The 14,948-nt window shown below is 74.5% G+C and carries 17 protein-coding genes; 9 read left to right on the forward strand and 8 right to left on the reverse strand.

Features of this window, described 5'->3' with window-relative positions:
• Positions 1-32: 32 nt before the first annotated feature.
• Together ABZ898_RS09285 and ABZ898_RS09290 are read left to right on the forward strand one after the other, a co-directional pair.
• A complete protein-coding gene (locus tag ABZ898_RS09285) occupies positions 33-941 on the forward strand; it encodes a pseudouridine-5'-phosphate glycosidase (RefSeq protein ID WP_361654759.1) in 909 nt (302 codons plus the stop codon).
• A complete protein-coding gene (locus tag ABZ898_RS09290) occupies positions 926-1,879 on the forward strand; it encodes a PfkB family carbohydrate kinase (RefSeq protein WP_361654762.1) in 954 nt (317 codons plus the stop codon). Before ABZ898_RS09285 ends, ABZ898_RS09290 begins: the two co-directional genes overlap by 16 nt.
• A gap of 12 nt (positions 1,880-1,891) precedes the next feature.
• Here ABZ898_RS09290 and ABZ898_RS09295 read toward each other — a convergent pair whose 3' ends face one another.
• Positions 1,892-2,686 (reverse strand): methyltransferase domain-containing protein, encoded by a 795-nt coding sequence (locus tag ABZ898_RS09295; RefSeq protein WP_361654765.1) that lies wholly within the window; start codon positions 2,684-2,686, stop codon positions 1,892-1,894.
• Between the two features lie 178 nt (positions 2,687-2,864).
• On the opposite strand from ABZ898_RS09295, the gene ABZ898_RS09300 reads away from it, so the two are divergent.
• Entirely contained in the window at positions 2,865-3,992 is a 1,128-nt protein-coding gene (locus ABZ898_RS09300) for a magnesium and cobalt transport protein CorA (RefSeq protein WP_361654768.1), read from the forward strand.
• A 58-nt stretch (positions 3,993-4,050) separates the two neighbouring features.
• Here ABZ898_RS09300 and ABZ898_RS09305 read toward each other — a convergent pair whose 3' ends face one another.
• The gene (locus tag ABZ898_RS09305) at positions 4,051-4,683 is read right to left on the reverse strand and encodes a uridine kinase (protein ID WP_361654771.1); all 633 of its coding nucleotides are present in this window, start codon (positions 4,681-4,683) and stop codon (positions 4,051-4,053) included.
• 154 nt (positions 4,684-4,837) lie between these two features.
• Between ABZ898_RS09305 and ABZ898_RS09310 the strand changes: the two genes are divergently transcribed.
• Complete coding sequence (locus ABZ898_RS09310; protein ID WP_361654774.1) at positions 4,838-5,650, forward strand: DUF2293 domain-containing protein; 813 nt, start codon at positions 4,838-4,840, stop codon at positions 5,648-5,650.
• Positions 5,651-5,904: 254 nt separating this feature from the next.
• The gene (locus tag ABZ898_RS09315) at positions 5,905-7,392 is read left to right on the forward strand and encodes a glutamate synthase subunit beta (protein ID WP_361654777.1); all 1,488 of its coding nucleotides are present in this window, start codon (positions 5,905-5,907) and stop codon (positions 7,390-7,392) included.
• Between the two features lie 161 nt (positions 7,393-7,553).
• Here the strand turns inward: ABZ898_RS09315 and ABZ898_RS09320 are convergent, their stop codons facing one another.
• Together ABZ898_RS09320 and ABZ898_RS09325 are read right to left on the reverse strand one after the other, a co-directional pair.
• Complete coding sequence (locus tag ABZ898_RS09320; protein ID WP_217463782.1) at positions 7,554-7,808, reverse strand: DUF397 domain-containing protein; 255 nt, start codon at positions 7,806-7,808, stop codon at positions 7,554-7,556.
• Positions 7,809-8,669: a helix-turn-helix transcriptional regulator gene (locus ABZ898_RS09325; RefSeq protein WP_361654779.1), complete on the reverse strand. Its 861-nt coding sequence runs from the start codon at positions 8,667-8,669 to the stop codon at positions 7,809-7,811. It lies immediately after the preceding gene.
• Positions 8,670-8,954: 285 nt separating this feature from the next.
• Between ABZ898_RS09325 and ABZ898_RS09330 the strand changes: the two genes are divergently transcribed.
• Complete coding sequence (locus ABZ898_RS09330) at positions 8,955-9,629, forward strand: ATP-binding protein (RefSeq protein WP_361654782.1); 675 nt, start codon at positions 8,955-8,957, stop codon at positions 9,627-9,629.
• Complete coding sequence (locus ABZ898_RS09335) at positions 9,626-10,048, forward strand: hypothetical protein (protein ID WP_361654785.1); 423 nt, start codon at positions 9,626-9,628, stop codon at positions 10,046-10,048. Before ABZ898_RS09330 ends, ABZ898_RS09335 begins: the two co-directional genes overlap by 4 nt.
• A gap of 78 nt (positions 10,049-10,126) precedes the next feature.
• On the opposite strand, the gene ABZ898_RS09340 is transcribed toward ABZ898_RS09335, so the two are convergent.
• The 4 genes from ABZ898_RS09340 to ABZ898_RS09355 form a co-directional block, all read right to left on the reverse strand.
• Positions 10,127-10,297 (reverse strand): hypothetical protein, encoded by a 171-nt coding sequence (locus ABZ898_RS09340; protein WP_361655560.1) that lies wholly within the window; start codon positions 10,295-10,297, stop codon positions 10,127-10,129.
• A gap of 175 nt (positions 10,298-10,472) precedes the next feature.
• Entirely contained in the window at positions 10,473-11,117 is a 645-nt protein-coding gene (locus tag ABZ898_RS09345; RefSeq protein ID WP_361654787.1) for a DUF899 domain-containing protein, read from the reverse strand.
• Between the two features lie 91 nt (positions 11,118-11,208).
• Positions 11,209-13,059, reverse strand: coding sequence for an FUSC family protein (locus ABZ898_RS09350; protein WP_361654790.1), 1,851 nt, complete (start codon positions 13,057-13,059; stop codon positions 11,209-11,211).
• Between the two features lie 131 nt (positions 13,060-13,190).
• The gene (locus ABZ898_RS09355) at positions 13,191-13,952 is read right to left on the reverse strand and encodes a nucleotidyltransferase domain-containing protein (protein WP_361654793.1); all 762 of its coding nucleotides are present in this window, start codon (positions 13,950-13,952) and stop codon (positions 13,191-13,193) included.
• Between the two features lie 138 nt (positions 13,953-14,090).
• Here ABZ898_RS09355 and ABZ898_RS09360 point away from each other — a divergent pair, with 138 nt between their 5' ends.
• Positions 14,091-14,501, forward strand: a complete 411-nt coding sequence (locus tag ABZ898_RS09360) for a RidA family protein (protein WP_361654796.1) — start codon at positions 14,091-14,093, stop codon at positions 14,499-14,501.
• Positions 14,498-14,947 (forward strand): GNAT family N-acetyltransferase, encoded by a 450-nt coding sequence (locus ABZ898_RS09365; protein WP_361654797.1) that lies wholly within the window; start codon positions 14,498-14,500, stop codon positions 14,945-14,947. The genes ABZ898_RS09360 and ABZ898_RS09365 overlap by 4 nt, the downstream gene beginning before the upstream one ends.
• Position 14,948 lies beyond the last annotated feature (1 nt).

Genomic DNA, 14,948 nt, shown 5'->3' on the forward strand with positions numbered 1-14,948 from the left:
ATGAGGGGAGGCGACTGACGGGAGGCGGGCGCATGGTGCTGGTGTTGTCGGAGGAGGTCCGGGAGGCGACAGGCACCGGACGGCCGGTGGTGGCCCTGGAGTCCACGATCATCGCGCACGGGCTGCCACGCCCGCGCAATCTCCAGGTCGCGCTGGAGCTGGAGGACGTGGTCCGGCGCGAGGGAGCCGTGCCGGCGACGATCGCCGTGCTCGACGGGCGACCCCATGTCGGCCTGGACAAGGACCAGTTGGAGCGGGTCGCCAACGAGGACGGCATCCGCAAACTGGGCGACCGGGACCTGCCCCTGGCCATGGCCGCGGGGGCGAGCGGGGCGACCACGGTGTCGGCGACGGCCTGTCTGGCGGCTCTCGCGGGCGTCCGGGTGTTCGCGACCGGCGGGCTGGGCGGTGTGCACCGGCGGTGGACGGAGACCCAGGACGAGTCGGCCGACCTGGGGCTGCTCGCCCGGACCCGGATCACCGTGGTGTGCGCGGGCGTGAAGTCGATCCTGGACGTTCCGGCCACCCTGCAGCGCCTGGAGACGCTGGGCGTGTCCGTCGCCGGTTACCGCACCGAGCGGTTCCCCGGCTTCTATCTGTCCGACTCCGGCCATCCGGTGGACTGGACGCTGCGGGCTCCGGAAGAGGTCGCGGCGGTGATGCGGGCCCAGGACGCGCTCGGCGCACCGGAGTCGGCCCTGATCGTGGCCAACCCCGTCCCGGAGGACGAACAGCTCGATCCCGGGCTGCACGCGCGTGTGCTCGCCGAGGCGCTGAGCGCCTGCGAGGCGGAGGGCGTCACCGGCCAGGCCGTCACGCCGTTCCTGCTGGATCATCTGGTCCGGCACACGGACGGGGCCTCGCTGCGGGCCAACCTGGCGGCGGTGCGCGGCAATGTGGAGCTGGCGGCGCGGATCGCCACGGCGTGGGCGATGAGGTGAGCGCCCGCCCGGAGGGAGGGCTGCTGGTCGTCGGGGACGTGATCACCGACGTGGTGGCCCGGCACCGGGGGCCGCTCGCGTCGAGCACCGACACCGCCGCCGTGATCCGTACCCTGCCGGGCGGGGCGGGCGCCAACGTGGCGTGCTGGGCAGCCGAGGCGGGCTGCGCGGACGTACGGCTGCTCGCGCGGGTGGGCACGGACGCGGCGCGCTGGCACGAGCGGGAGCTGCTGGCGGCCGGGGTGCGGCCGCGGCTGGTGGTTGACCCGGCCGAACCGACCGGCACGGTGATCTGCCTGGTCGACGGCGAGGCGGCGGCCGAGCGCACCTTCCTGACCTCCAGCGGGGCCTCGCTGCGGCTGGAACCGGCCGACTGGTCGGAGGCGTTGCTCGACGGGGTGGCCCGGCTGCATCTGTCGGGGTATCTGCTGTTCGCCGAGTCCAGCCGGGCGTTGGCCGAGGCGGCGCTGACGGCGGCGCGGGCGCGGGGTGTGCCGGTCAGCCTGGACCCGGCGTCGGCGGGGTTCCTCGCCCGGTACGGCACGGAGCGGTTCCTCCGGTTCGCCGAGCGGCTCGATGTGCTGCTGCCCAGCCGGGACGAGGCGTGCCTGCTCACGGGGATGTCCGACTGGGCCGGGGCGGCGGCGCGGCTGAGCGGGCTCGGGCCGGTGGTGGTGGCCAAGTCGGGGGCCGAGGGGGCGTTGGTGGCCCGGTCGGGAGCCGTGTGCGCCCGGGTCCCCGCGGTGCCGGCGCGGGCCCGGGACAGCACCGGTGCCGGGGACGCGTTCACCGGCGCGTTCCTCGCGGCCCTGGTCGCGGGCGCGGGCGTCGAGGAGGCGGTGGGGCGGGGCTGCGGGGCGGGGGCCCGGGCGGTGGAGCGGGTGGGCGGCCGGCCGCCGCGCCCGGACGGCGACGGGCGGGCGCCGGACGCCCCGTGAGATCGCGGCGGTTCAGGCTTTGCGGCCCCAGGCCGAGATCATCGGGGCGGTGGCCAGGTCCATGCCGCCGGCCGCGACGTTGGCCAGGTGGCGGTCGACGTCCTCGTCGGTGGCGAGTCCGGCTTCGACGATCCGGCCCCGGATCTGACGGACCGTGGCCAGTTCGAGCGCGGTGCACGCCGGCGAGGTGAGGGGGAAGTACGCGTCGGCCTCGACCTGCCGCAGGCCCGCCTCGCGCAGCAGGCGGGGCAGGCGGCGGCCGTAGGAGAGGTCGGCGCCGCGTTCGGCGAGGAGCCGGCGGAAGCCCTGGCGGAGCCGGTTGGCGAGCCGCTCCTCGGGACTGTGCTCGTCGGGGCAGGCCAGGGGCTGCAGGGCCGGGTCGGCGTCCTCGATCAGCAGGCGGCCGCCGGGCCGCAGCGCGTCGATCATGGACCTCAACGCCTTCTCCCGGTCCGGGACATGGACGAGGACCAGCCGGGCGTGCACGAGGTCGAAGCCGCCGCCGGGCGGCTCTTCGGCACCCACGTCATGGGTGCGGATCTCCACCGGCGGGCGGGCGACGGTGCCGAGGCGGGAGGTGTCGATGTCGGTGGCGACGACGGTGCCGGTGGGACCGACCTTCCGGGCGAGCCAGGAGACCACCGAGGGGCCTCCGGCGCCGACCTCCCAGCAGCGCTGTCCGGGGCCGACGCCGAGGCGTTCGAGGTGGCGGAAGGTGGCGGGGTCGAAGAGCGAGGCGAAGGCGTCGAAGCGTTCGCCCGCCTCGGACTGCCGGTTGTCCAGGAGGTATCCGTCGGATCGCGTCATGTCCCGCATCGTCCCAGCCAGGGGCCGCGACCGGCGCGGGCAACCCTCCGTCCACAGGCGGCAACCAAGCGGAATTCGAGATTCCCACAGGCTTTCCCGGCGCTCTCGACGGACTGGCACACTGACCGGGCGGGACACGAAGGGTGTCAGGTGCGGAGATCCAGGCAAGGAGATCCAGATGTCGATGGCGGGGAATCTGCGGAAAGTGACGAAGCTGAGCAAGGTCGGCGGCCTGCGCAAGGTGGCCGGTCTGGCCCGGCGCCGGCCGCGTGTGGACCTGAGCCACCCGGCCAGGTCCCCGCTGGGTTCCTCGGTCGTGAACTGCGTGATCTACAAGGACGGGATACGCGTGCCGGGCTCCGCCGACCTGGTGGACGCGGTCAAGACGGTCCGCAACACGGGCGACGGCTTCGTGTGGCTGGGTCTGCACGAGCCGACGACACAGGAGTTCGCCGGGATCGCCGAGCTGTTCGACCTGCATCCGCTGGCGGTGGAGGACGCCGTGGAGGCCCACCAGCGCCCGAAGCTGGAGCGGTACGGCGAAACGCTCTTCGCGGTGCTGAAGACGGTCTGCTACGTGGAGCACGAGCAGTTGACGGCGACCAGCGAGGTGGTGGACACCGGCGAGATCATGGTGTTCGTCGGCGAGGACTTCGTCATCACCGTGCGGCACGGACGCCACGGCTCGCTGGGGCCGCTGCGCGAGGAACTGGAGTCGCGTCCGCACCAGCTCGCCAAAGGTCCCTCGGCGGTGCTGCACGCCGTCGCGGACCATGTGGTGGACGAGTACCTGAACGTGACGGACGCGGTGCAGGGTGACGTCGAGCAGGTCGAGACGGACGTCTTCTCGGAGGCGGGCGCGCGGGCCGACCCGGGGCGGATCTACCAGTTGAAGCGCGAACTGCTCGAACTGAAACGGGCCGCGGTGCCGCTGGTGCGCCCGGTGGAGGACCTGGCCACCCGGCCCATGAAGGTGGTCGACCCGGAGATACAGGCGTACTTCCGCGATGTGATGGACCATCTGATACGGGCCAAGGACCAGATCGCCGCGTTCGACGAACTGCTCAACTCCATCCTCCAGGCGCATCTGGCGCAGGTGACGGTGGCGCAGAACGAGGACATGCGGAAGATCACGGCCTGGGCCGCGATCGTCGCGGTGCCGACGATGGTCTGCGGGGTCTACGGCATGAACTTCGAGTACATGCCGGAGGCGCGCTGGCACTACGGCTACCCGGTGATCATGGGCGTCACCGCGCTGGCCTGCGTCACGCTCTGGCGGGGCTTCCGGCGCAACGGCTGGTTCTGAGACCCCGGAGGACCCGGGGCGGCGCCACGGCCCGGTGCACCGGGCCCGGCTCCTCGGGTCAGCCGCTCCAGGCGGGGTGGCGCGGGTCGTCGGCGCGCACCAGGACGTCGGCCGTGGCGGCGGGGTCGGTCTCCGTCTCGTAGCGGGCGAAGGCGGGGAGCGTCCAGTGGTCGGTCTCGGGGGTGCGACGGCGCAGGGCGCCGGGTGACAGCAGGACGTGGACGGTCAGGTCGAGGGGGAACCAGTGCCGCAGGAGAAGGGGGCCGTGCAGCAGTAGCACCCCGCCGGGCGGGATCTGTACGTAGGGGCTGCGGGTGGCGCGGTCGGTGACCGGGTCCCACAGGTCGGGCAGCACCCGTCCGTCGCCCCCGGCGTCCAGCGGCCCGAGGACCTCCCGCCACAGCGCGCCGGTGTCGAACCAGTCGCTGTAGTACGACTCCTCGTCCCGCCGCCCGTGCTCCAGGCGGAGGGAGGCGGGGCGCAGGAAGTCCTCGGCGCCGACGGTCAGTGAGGGCCGGCCCCGTACCCGGAGCGCCTCGGCCACCAGGGCAGCGAGGTCTCCCGTCCGGGCGGCGGGTGCCCCGTCGAGGGCCACGCGCGGCCAGGAGCCGCCGTCGGCGGGCTCCAGCGCGAGAATCCGGTCGGCCAGCCGTCCGGCCAGCCGCTCCCAGGTGATCGCTTCGAGTCGCACACGCACATGATGCCGGGAAGCCGGACGGGCGAGGACAGGAGGTGGGACGGGCGAGGACAGGAGTGGGACGAGGAGAGCCGGAGAACGAGGGAGAGGAGGAGCCGAGCACGGGTCCGCGCGGGAGGGCCGGCCGGTGAGGGGGAATGAACCGCGTATGGCACATCGCGCACGCACCGGGAGCCCACGCTCCCCCGCCCCGCCCGACACCGCGGGCGGCCCGGTGGTGGTCCAGCCGGTGCGGCGCAAGCACTGCGCGGCCTGCCGGCAGGGTCCGCTGGCGCTGCTGGTACTGGAGGACGGCGTGCCCCGCTGCCTCGACTGCGCCGATCTGGGGCACCTGGTGTTCCTGCCCCGCGGGGATGCCGCCCTCACGCGCAGGGCGCGCGAGGAGAGCACGCTGTCGGCGGTGGTCGTGCGGTTCGCGCGGCGCCGGGGACGGTACGAGCGCCAGGGGCTCCTGGTGGAGGAGGCCGCGCTGGCGCGGGCCGAGGAGCGGTGCCTGGCCGACGCGGAGGTACGGCAGCGGCGGCGGGCGCGGGACGCGCGGCGCAGGGCGGAGGCGGACGAGGTCTTCGTCGCACGGTTCGCGGCGGAGATCGGGCGGCTGTTCCCCGGTTGCCCGGCCGGGCGGGCACGGGCGGTCGCCGAGCACGCGGCGCTGCGGGGCAGCGGCCGGGTCGGCCGGAGCGCGGCGGGACGCGCGCTGACGGAGGCGGCGGTGACCTCGGCGGTGGTGGCGTCCGTACGGCATCTGGACACGCCGTACGACCGGCTGCTGATGAGCGGGGTGCCCAGGCGCGAGGCACGTGCCCGGATCGGCGGGGCGGTGGACGGGGTGCTGCGGGACTGGCGGGCGGGCCTCCCGGTACGGGCACGGACCGCCGGCGCGGTCGAGGCGGGAGCGGAGGAGAGCGGGGCAGTGGAGACCGGAGCGGTGGAGCCGGTACGAGCGCGGGGTCAGGAGTGACGGGAGTGGAGCGAGAGACCGCAGGTCCGACGGTGCGGACCTGCAGTGCGGACCGGCCGTGCGGGCGATGCGGAAAGGTGCCGTCCGCCGCCCTGCGCGGGGGTCACCGGCGACGTATCGTGGCCGGAAGACCGCCGGGAGGGGGCTGTGCCCGTGCCGGGCGACAGCCCGGTGTGCCCCCGCCCGCCGCCGCACGGCCCGAGGCACCTCCAGCGCCCGTGGTGCCCCGGTACACGTCCGCGAGGAAGACGCCCATGGCCGATCCCAAGGGGTTCATGAGCACACCGCGCCAGGAGTGGCCGCGGCGGCCCGTGGTGGAACGGGTCCGGGACTGGGACGAGGTCTACGTGCCGGGGGCGCTGCTGCCGATCGTCAGCGCGCAGGCGAACCGGTGCATGGACTGCGGGGTCCCCTTCTGCCACGACGCCTGTCCGCTGGGGAACCTGATCCCCGAGTGGAACGACCTGGTGGCGCGGTCGGACTGGCGGGCGGCGAGCGAGCGGCTGCACGCGACGAACAACTTCCCCGAGTTCACCGGCAGGCTGTGCCCGGCCCCCTGCGAGGCGGGATGCGTGCTGGCCATCAACCAGCCCGCCGTCACGATCAAGAACGTCGAGTGGGCGATCGCCGAGCGGGCGTGGGAGGAGGGGCTGGTGCCGCCCCGGCCGCCGGACCGGCTGTCCGGAAAGACGGTCGCGGTGATCGGATCGGGGCCGGCCGGGCTCGCCGCCGCGCAGCAGCTGACGCGGGCCGGGCACACCGTGGCGGTGTACGAGAAGGACGACAGGATCGGGGGCCTGATGCGGTACGGCATCCCCGAGTTCAAGATGGAGAAGCGCTCCCTGGACCGGCGGCTGGAGCAGATGCGGGCGGAGGGGACCCGGTTCCGTACGTCGACGGCGGTGGGCCGGGACGTGCCGGCGCCGGAGCTGCGGTCGCGCTACGACGCGGTGGTGATCGCCACCGGAGCCACGGCGTGGCGGGAACTGGACGTGCCCGGGCGGGAGTTGGCCGGTGTCCAGCAGGCGATGGAGTATCTGCCGCCGGCCAACCGGGTGTGCGCGGGGGATCTGGAGGTCAACCCGTTCTCGGCGGCGGGCCGGCATGTGGTGATCGTGGGCGGCGGCGACACCGGTGCCGACTGCCTGGGCACGGCGGTGCGCGAGGGCGCCGCGTCCGTGACCCAGCTGGACATCTACGCACAGCCGGGTGAGGAGCGGGACGAGGAGGCGGAGCCGTGGCCGACGTATCCGAAGCTCTACCGTCTCTCGGGCGCGCACGAGGAGGCGGGTGAGCTGCGGACCGCGCCCGTGGCGGACGCGGACGCCCGGCTGTTCGCGGCGTCGACGCTCCGCTTCACCGGGGACGAGCGGGGGCGGGTGAAGGAGCTACATCTGGTGGAGGTGGACGAGCGGCGGCAGCCGGTCGCCGGTACCGGGCGGGTGCTGCGCGCCGACCTGGTCCTGCTCGCGCTCGGCTTCTCCGGGCCGGACCGGGCGGACGGGCTCATCGACCAGTTGGGGCTGCGGACGGAGCCGCGCGGAACGCTCGCGCGGGACGGGGACTTCGCCACCGGTGTGCCGGGGGTGTTCGCCGCCGGGGACGCCGCGCGCGGACAGTCGCTGATCGTGTGGGCGATCGCGGAGGGCCGGGCGGTGGCGGCGGCGGTGGACCGCTATCTGACGGGCGAGTCGTGGCTGCAGGCGCCGATCTCTCCGCACGACCGGCCGATGGCGGTGTAGCCATCGGCCGGAGCGGAAGAGGGGAGAAGCGTCAGTTCGGGCCGGGTCTGTGCGGGCCAGGTCTGCGGGGTCTCACGGTCTGTGCGGTCTCACGAGGTTGTCAGGTCTCACGGGGCTGTGCGCAAGGGTGGTGAGCATGGGTCAAAAACAGTGGCAGCGCTTCAGGAGAGCAGGAAGTCCGCCTCTCCGGCCTTGGCGCCCTCTATGAAGGCGGTCATCTCGTCGGTGGTGTAGATCAGCGCGGGGCCGTCCGGGTCGGTGGACTGGCGTACGGCGATGCGGCCGTCGGCCAGTTTCATGGCCTCCAGGCAGTTGCCGCCGTTGCCTCCGCTCCAGGGCTTGTGCCAGCCCACGGCGCCCAGCTCCCGCGCGGGCATGCCGTTGTAGACGCGGCGGCGCGGATTGATGCGATCCATTCACAGCTCCTTGCGGAGATCCCGCAGGATCTCCTTCGTGCGTTGTGCCGTGGCGGCCTGTGCCGCCATGCGGTCCATGACCTCCAGGTGGGTGGCCACCTCGGAGCGCGCGTCGAGGTAGACGGCGCCGGTCAGGTACTCGCTGTAGACCATGTCCGGGAGTTCGGGCATGGCGAACCGGAACAGTACGAAGGGGCCGTACGTGCCCGGATGCGGCCCGTTGGCGAACGGGGCCACCTGGAGGGTGACGCCGGGCAGCGTCGTCGCCTCCAGGAGTCTGTCGAGCTGGGCGCGCATCACCTCCGGTCCGCCGACCGGGCGGCGCAGGGCGGTCTCGTCCATCACCGCCCAGAAGCGGGGCGCGTCGGGGCGGGTGAGCAGTTCCTGACGGCGCATCCGCAGGTCGACGTGGCGCTCGATGTCGTCGGGGCTGGTCTGGCCGATGGCGCCGGATCTGAGCACCCCGCGCGCGTACTCCTCGGTCTGGAGCAGTCCGGGGACGAAGTGCGGCTCGTAGGAGCGGATGAGCGCGGCGGCGCCCTCCAGGCTGACGTACATGGAGAACCAGCCGGGCAGGATGTCGTGGAACCGCTGCCACCAGCCGGGTCTGTTGGCCTCCTCGGCGAGCTGGACGAAGAGTTCGGCCTCGTCGTCGGCGACGCCGTAGGACTTCAGCAGCAGCTGGAGGTACGGGATCTTGAGGGAGACCTCGGCCATCTCCATCCGGCGCACGGTGGCGGGGGCGACGCGCAGGACGCGGGCGGCCTCCTCGCGCTTGAGGCCCGCGCGTTCCCGCAGATCCAGCAGGCGCCGGCCGAGGACCACCTGGCCCACGGTCGGCGCGGACCGCGGTTCGCTCACGTTGCCACCTCCGGCGGAAGAGATCTCGGTCCCTGGACGGGAGCGTCGTTCGAGGGGGGCTCCCCTGGACGGGAGCCTCTCCGGCGGGAGTTCCGGCTGCGGAACCCCGACAGCCCTGCGGCGCCGTTCGAAGACTCGTCCGAAGATCCGGCTGGATCGACGACCGTCCCAATTGGCGCCGCGCGACGTGCTGTTGCGAGCAGTGTGCCACGGCCGTTCACCGCGTCATACAGCACTCTGCATTTTCCAGAGTGACACTTGCCAAGTGTTCACGGCGGGGAGATAGTGGCAAGCGTGATTCCGTCCGCGCCCTTAGGAACAGACTCCGCCGCAGACCGTTCCCGTCCCGGCGTCGCAACGGCACCGGTGGCGGCTCCGGCCGGGGCCGGCCGCCGCTTGCGTTTCGAGCTGGCCGCGCATCCGGGTTCGCCCGCGCAGGCCAGGCGTCTGGCCCGTGCCCGGCTGACCGGCTGGTCGGTGTGCGCGGACACCCGCGACAGCGCGGTCCTGGTCATGTCCGAGCTGGTCACCAACGCGATCGTGCACACCGCGAGCACTCGTGTGGTGTGCGAACTGCGCGACCACGACGGCCTGGTGCGCATCGCCGTGCGCGACGAGGGATGCGCGCCCGGCGAGCCCCACCCGGCACAGCAGCGGCCCGACGAGGAGCACGGGAGGGGATTGCTTCTCGTCGCCGCGCTGTGCCGGGCCTGGGGTGCCCAGGAGGACGGCGCCGGCCTGCTGGTCTGGGCCGAGCTGGAGCGGGGCCCCGCGACGGACGGGTGCTCGGCGCCGGCCGCCGCCGAGCCCCGTCACGACCTCGGCTGGGGCACGCGCGGCAAGCCCGATCCGGCGCGCGCTCCCGGCGAGGACGACCGCGCCGACGCGCCCCGGCACGCGCGGGTGCCGGAGCAGTACCGGCACATGGCCGAGCGGGTCGGTCTGCGGGGACAGCCGTGACCGGCGCCGCCGGTCAGCCGCTCGGCCTGGACACCCTGGTCCGGCTCGGGCGCGGCCGCCCGGGTCCCGATCCGGCGCCGGGACCGCCGGTGCCCGAGGGCATGACCACACCGCTCGGCTGCGACGCCGTGGCCGTGCCCGACCGGCTGGCGGCGCTGATCGTGCCCCGGCTGCCCCGGGTGGGCTGTGTGTACGCCGACGGCGCGCGCTGGTGGTGGATCGTCCCGGCGGACTCCGACTACGCGCTGCCCTGGCCCGCCCCCGCCGAGTACGTGCCCGGCGCGCCGGTCCCCGCGACCGCGCGGCTGCTGCGCCGCCCGGCGGCCACGGTCCCCTACACCCCGCCGATCCCGCTGTATCTGGCGCTGTGCCGGCTCACGGGCACCACCCCGGAGTGGTCCCGGCCGGTCACGGCCTGACGGCACACGGGCCGCCGCCCGCCCGCCGGTGCCCGCCCGCCGGACGTCACCGGCGCGGGCGGCACGGCCGGGTCCCGCTCAGTCCACGCCGTCGGCGGCGCGGGTGATCACGAGGAAGGTGTCCGTCGCGAGGTCCATGACGACCTCGGCGGGCACTCCTTCCTGTCGTCGCGCGTGCGCGAACTCCTCCGCCGGCCATGAGCCGCGCGGGCCGCCTGCGGGAAAGCGTTCGAGCACGGTCCGCCCCATCACCATCTCGCACCTCCAGTCGTGCGTCGTACTTACTGGAGTCAACGCGCTGGAGGGGTTGATCGCCTCGCCCGGTGACGGGACTGAGACATAGCCGACACCGGTTCACAGCCGAACGTGTACGTCCGCTCACCGGAGGACAGCACCGGACGACAGCGGCCGTTCCGTACTCGTCTCAGTGCTCGTACTCGTCGTGGAGGCGGAGCCGGTCGCCGCCGTGGGGGTGGCGGCCGAGCGCGGTGAGGTCGAGGAGGCCGAAGAGGGCGCCGAGGCCGTCCAGGGGCTCGTCGTACACCGAGTAGGTGTGGAAGATCCGGTCGCCGTCGCGCAGGAAGCAGCTCAGACCGGGGCGTTCGGCGGGTGCGCCGTCGCGGTCCACGGTCGCCTCGAAGTCGCGGTTGAAGTCACTGTGGCAGGAGGAGTACCAGGGCACGGTCCAGCCCATCCGCGCCTTGAAGGGCAGCAGGCGGGTGAAGGGCGCGCGGGAGACGGCCGCGAAGGCGGTGCCGCGGGCCCGGAGGTGGGCGAGCGGGCCGAGCTGGTCGAGGAAGGCCGCGCAGCAGGGGCAGCCCGTCTCCTGGTCGGGCGCGAACATGAAGTGGTGCACGACGAGTTGGGTGCTGTCCCCGAAGAGGTCGAGGAGGGTGGCCTTGCCGTCGCCGCCCTCCAGGACGTACTCCGTGCCGACCTCCACCACGGGCAGCCGCCGCCGCTCCTCGGCCAGCGCGGCCCGCGCGCGTTCGACGGCCTCCTCCTTGCGCCGTAACTCCTCGCGCGCCGCGCGCCAGCGCTCACGCGTGACGCTCTCCGGAATCGACATGAGACCTCCTGTCCTACGGTCTGTTCGGGGTGCTGACCGTGGACGGATGCACAAATCATCGGCGCGGAGCGGATTTTTTTCCGGCGGGTGGTCAGGCGGCCGCGCGGAGCCCGGTCCAGTCCCGGCCTCCGGCCTCCAGTTCCCGCAGGGCGGAGTGCAGTTGGCCGGTGTGACGGTCGGTGAGGCGGCCGGTGTCGTCCAGGTGGACAGCGCAGGCGGTGGTGGTGTCGACGAGCCGTTCCAGTACGGCGGCCACGCGGTCGGTGCCCCGCGTGTGCCGGGCGAGCGTGGGCAGTTCGGCCGCCGAGACGGCGATGGCGGTACGGGCCTCGGCGAGGGTGCGGTACGCCTCGCGGCGCAGCGCCCAGCGTTCGGTGTGGTCGTCGCTCTCGGCGAGGACGTGGACGAGGTAGGCGTGCGCGGCGCCCCCGGCGGCGGCGAGCCGGGCCCGGACACCCGCGCCGGGCCGCCCCGGCATCGGCAGGTGACCGACGATCAGGACGAGCGCGCAGGCCACCATGGTCTCGGCGATCCGCCCCACGCTCGCCTGCGGTTCCCCGCCCACCATGATCAGGGCGAGCACGAGCACCGTGACGACGGCGGTCAGCGCGGCGAAGTGCCGGGTGGAGACGGGCAGCAGCGCGCCGCACACCGTGACCAGCACGATGAGACCGGCCGGGTCGGGCAGCAGCGCGGCCAGGGCGGCGAACACCAGCGCGCCGAGCACGGTCCCGGCGGCCCGGCACAGCACGCGGGAGACCAGCGGGCCGAGGTCGGGCTTGACCAGGAAGACGGCGGTGAGCGGCAGCCAGAACCAGTGCGGGTGGCTGCCGTACCAGCCGGTGCGGTGCAGAGCCTGGGCGATGGCGGCGCCGGCGCCGAAGCTGAGGGCGACGCGCATCCCGTACTCGCGGCCGGCGGTGCCGAACACGGCCCGCAGCGCGCCGCGCGGGCCGCCGCGCCGGCCGGGGGTGAGGTTACGGGCGCTTCCGGCGCGGTCGAACGCCTCGGCGGCGCGCAGCAGGGCGTCGTCGAGGGCGCGCAGGGCGGGCGCGGCACGGGTGGGGGCGGGCAGCGGTCCGGCGGCGGTGTCGTCAAGGACGGCGGCGGCGAGCCGCCGGGGGCCCTGCGAGGCACGTGCGCACAGGGGGTCGCCGGCCCAGGCGAGGGCGGTGGCGGCTTCGGCGAGGGGCAGCGCGGCGCGGTACCGGGCGTGCAGGCGCCGCTCGGCCGCGGAGGCGGCGTGGCGGCGCAGCCGGGGTCCGGCGAGGGCGTCCTGCGCGTGGTCGAGGGCGGCGGTGAGCGCGGCCCTGCGGGCGGCGGCCGTGTCGCCGCCGACCGCGTCGAGGAGGGCGGCGACGGCCTCGTACACGTCGGCGACCGCTCGGCGTTCGCCGTCGAAGCGGAAGTCCTTGGTGAGCGAGCCGGGGGTGGGCAGCGCGAGGCGGAGCAGGAGCAGCCAGAGCGCTCCGGCGAGGAAGGCGAGGGCCCCCTGCCAGCCGGGGGGACCGTCCGGGGTGCCCGCGCCGACGGCGGCGGTGACGAGGAGTTGGGTGCCGGCCGCGGAGGCGACGGGCCCGATGGCGCTGATCGAGCCGGCGGCCAGGCCGAGCACGGTCAGGACGAGGGTGAGGGGCACGGCGGACAGGTGCGCTCCGCCGTAGGTGCCCGCGAGCAGGCCGAGCGCGCCGGCCAGGGCGGGGGTGCCGAGCCGCCGGACGGAGGCCCGCCTGCCGCCGGGGCGGTCGTTGATCCCGGCGAGCATCGCGCCGATCGCGGCGAGGACGCCGTGTGCGGTGAGTCCGGTGAGCACCCCGGTGAGGAGCAGCGGTCCGGCGGCGAGGGTGCCGCGGACCACCGCGCTCCAGGGCACGGGGCCGCGCTGGGCGCGGAACGCGTGGGCGAGCCAGGGCGGAAGTGACCGGACGGCGGGGCGCGACACGGGGCTCCTGTTCGTTCGAGGGCGGGGGCCCTCGGACGACGGTGGCCGAGTGGTGGGATCGACCTCAAGGGTAGGGCGTGGCGCGGTGGCGAACACGACGCCTGGGTTTCGGGGAGGTGAAAGATGCGAGGTCAGGGCCGTGACGGCGTGAGCAGGATCTCCTCGGCGTCACTGACGGCACGCGCGAGGGTGCCGGGGGTGAGGGCGCCGGTGACCTCGTCGATCCGGCGCAGTCCCGCGCGCTCCAGCAGCCGCTTCTCGTTGGTGATCCACTCCCCGCGCTCGGCCAGCACCGCGTGTGCGGCCTGGGCCGCGGCGGTGGCGAGGGCGCCCGCGACCTCGGTGAGGCGGCCGTGCGGGGCGTGGGCCGCTCGGGCGTAGCCGAGGGTGGCGCGGGCGGTGCCGCGCCAGCGCTCGGGGGCGGTACGGCGCAGCGCCTCGGGATAGGCAGCGGGGCGGGGCAGGGTGCCGCGCAGCACCTGGTTGGCGGCCAGTTCGGCGGCGAGCAGGTAGGTGGGGATGCCGGCGAGGTGGAACAGCAGGGGCTCGACGCGGAAGCGGCCTTCCTCCGCCTCGGCCAGTTCGTGTTCCACCACGTCGAGATCCCGGTAGTGGACGTCGACGCGGCGTCCGTCGATGGTGAGCCACGCGCCGCCGTTGAACACTCCGCCGCCCCAGCCGCCGATCTCGGAGACCTCGCCCGGCCAGCCGAGGGCGCGCAGGCCGGCGGGGTCGAGGTCGCCGCGGTAGTAGACGGCGAGGTCCCAGTCGCTGTCCTCGGTGTGGGTGCCCTGGGCCCGCGACCCGCCGAGCGCGACGGCCCGCACGGTGGGCAGTCCCGCGAGGCGGTCGGCGGTGCCGTCGAGGAAGTCGGCGTCGGAGAGGGTGTGCACGGCGGTCTCCTCGTTCTGGCTGTCGTACGAGCGGGCGGCTGGGCGGGAAGCGGCGGCCCGCCCGTTAATGGGATGCGCGGGCGGGTGCGGGCGCCGAATGATGGGCCGGTTGTCCGCCCACGCTTCGAGGGAGCCGCCATGATCCGCCGTGTCACCGTGCCCGGTCTCTTCCCGCCGCCGGCCTACTCACACGCCTCGGTCGTCGAGGCGGGCACCCGGCTCGCGTTCCTCGCGGGCGCGGTCCCGCTGGACGAGCGGGGCGAACTGGTGGGGCCGGGCGATCCGGTGCGCCAGGCCGCGCAGGTGATCGCCAACCTGCGGGAGCAGTTGGGGGCCGTGGGCAGCGGTCTGGAGCACGTGCTGGCGACCGAGGTGTACGTGGTCAGCGACCGGCCCGCGGTGCTCTCGTCGGTGTGGGAGGTGGTGGAGGCGTCCGGGCTGGGCAAGGGTCCGCACTCCTCCACACTGCTCGGTGTCGCCTGCCTCGGCTACACCGGCCAGCTGGTGGAGATCACGGCCACGGCCGTGGTGCCGGAGGCGGGCGAGTGACGGTGCTGCTGCGCCGGGCGCTCCCGGCGGACGCCCGCGCCGCCGCCGACGTCTGGCTGCGCTCCTTCGCCGCCGCCCTGCCGACGGTCGTCAGGCCCCGCGCGGACGACGAGGTCCGCGCGCACATCCGGGACGTGGTGATCCCGCTGCGCGAGACGTGGGTGGCCGAGGCGGAGGAGGGCGGGATCGTCGGGATGATGGTGCTGGACGGGGACCTGCTGTCCCAGCTCTACCTGGACCCCGCCCACCGCGGACGCGGCCTCGGCGACCGGTTCGTCGCGCTGGCCAAGGAGCGCTCGCCGGGCGGGCTCACGCTGTGGACGTTCCAGGTGAACCGGCCCGCCCACCGCTTCTACGAACGCCACGGCTTCGTCGCCGTCGAGCGCACCGACGGCAGCGGGAACGAGGAGCGCGAGCCGGACGTGCGTTACGCGTGGCGGCCCTGAG

The organism is Streptomyces sp. NPDC046860 (genome assembly GCF_040645115.1).
In the GTDB taxonomy this organism is placed as follows: domain Bacteria; phylum Actinomycetota; class Actinomycetes; order Streptomycetales; family Streptomycetaceae; genus Streptomyces.

Excerpts from the sequence above, each read along its gene's own strand:
- ABZ898_RS09285 (WP_361654759.1), top strand. The coding sequence starts at position 33 with ATGGTGCTGGTGTTGTCGGAGGAGGTCCGGGAGGCGACAGGCACCGGA.
- ABZ898_RS09295 (WP_361654765.1), bottom strand. The coding sequence starts at position 2,686 with ATGACGCGATCCGACGGATACCTCCTGGACAACCGGCAGTCCGAGGCG.
- ABZ898_RS09300 (WP_361654768.1), top strand. The coding sequence starts at position 2,865 with ATGTCGATGGCGGGGAATCTGCGGAAAGTGACGAAGCTGAGCAAGGTC.
- ABZ898_RS09310 (WP_361654774.1), top strand. The coding sequence starts at position 4,838 with ATGGCACATCGCGCACGCACCGGGAGCCCACGCTCCCCCGCCCCGCCC.
- ABZ898_RS09315 (WP_361654777.1), top strand. The coding sequence starts at position 5,905 with ATGGCCGATCCCAAGGGGTTCATGAGCACACCGCGCCAGGAGTGGCCG.
- ABZ898_RS09320 (WP_217463782.1), bottom strand. The coding sequence starts at position 7,808 with ATGGATCGCATCAATCCGCGCCGCCGCGTCTACAACGGCATGCCCGCG.
- ABZ898_RS09340 (WP_361655560.1), bottom strand. The coding sequence starts at position 10,297 with ATGGGGCGGACCGTGCTCGAACGCTTTCCCGCAGGCGGCCCGCGCGGC.
- ABZ898_RS09345 (WP_361654787.1), bottom strand. The coding sequence starts at position 11,117 with ATGTCGATTCCGGAGAGCGTCACGCGTGAGCGCTGGCGCGCGGCGCGC.
- ABZ898_RS09360 (WP_361654796.1), top strand. The coding sequence starts at position 14,091 with ATGATCCGCCGTGTCACCGTGCCCGGTCTCTTCCCGCCGCCGGCCTAC.